Below are 439 nucleotides of genomic sequence, written 5' to 3'. Positions count from 1 at the left end.
GGATTCCAGTATCCGGGTGAGCAGTGCGGCTACCGGGGCACCGGATTCGCCGGAGGCGTACCCGGGGAAGCCGGAGGCGTACCCGGGGAAGCCGAGGGCGTACCCGGGGAAGCCGGAGGCGTACCCGGGGAAGCCGAGGGCGTACCCGGGGAAGCCGGAGGCGTACCGGGCGATGCCGGGGGCGTACCCGGGGAAGCCGGAGGCGTACCCGGGGAAGCCGAGGGCGTACCCGGGGAAGCCGGAGGCGTACCGGGCGAAGCCGGGGGCGTACCCGGGGAAGCCGGGGGCGTGCCGGGCGAAGCCGGGGGCGTACCGGGCGAAGCCGGAGGCGTGCCGGGCGAAGCCGGAGGCGTACCCGGGGAAGCCGGGGGCGTACCCGGGGAAGCCGGGGGCGTACCCGGGGAAGCCGAGGGCGTGCCGGGCGATGCCGGGGGCGGCG

1 pseudogene is annotated in these 439 nt (G+C 77.7%); it reads right to left on the bottom strand.

The features are described from left to right. Positions 1-439: pseudogene (locus ACWCPQ_RS17565) on the bottom strand (hypothetical protein); the annotation flags it as partial.

Source organism: Nocardia sp. NPDC001965 (assembly GCF_053594175.1).
The sequence above is the reverse complement of the archived record's forward strand: the minus strand, read 5'-3'. Positions and strand labels throughout refer to the sequence as shown.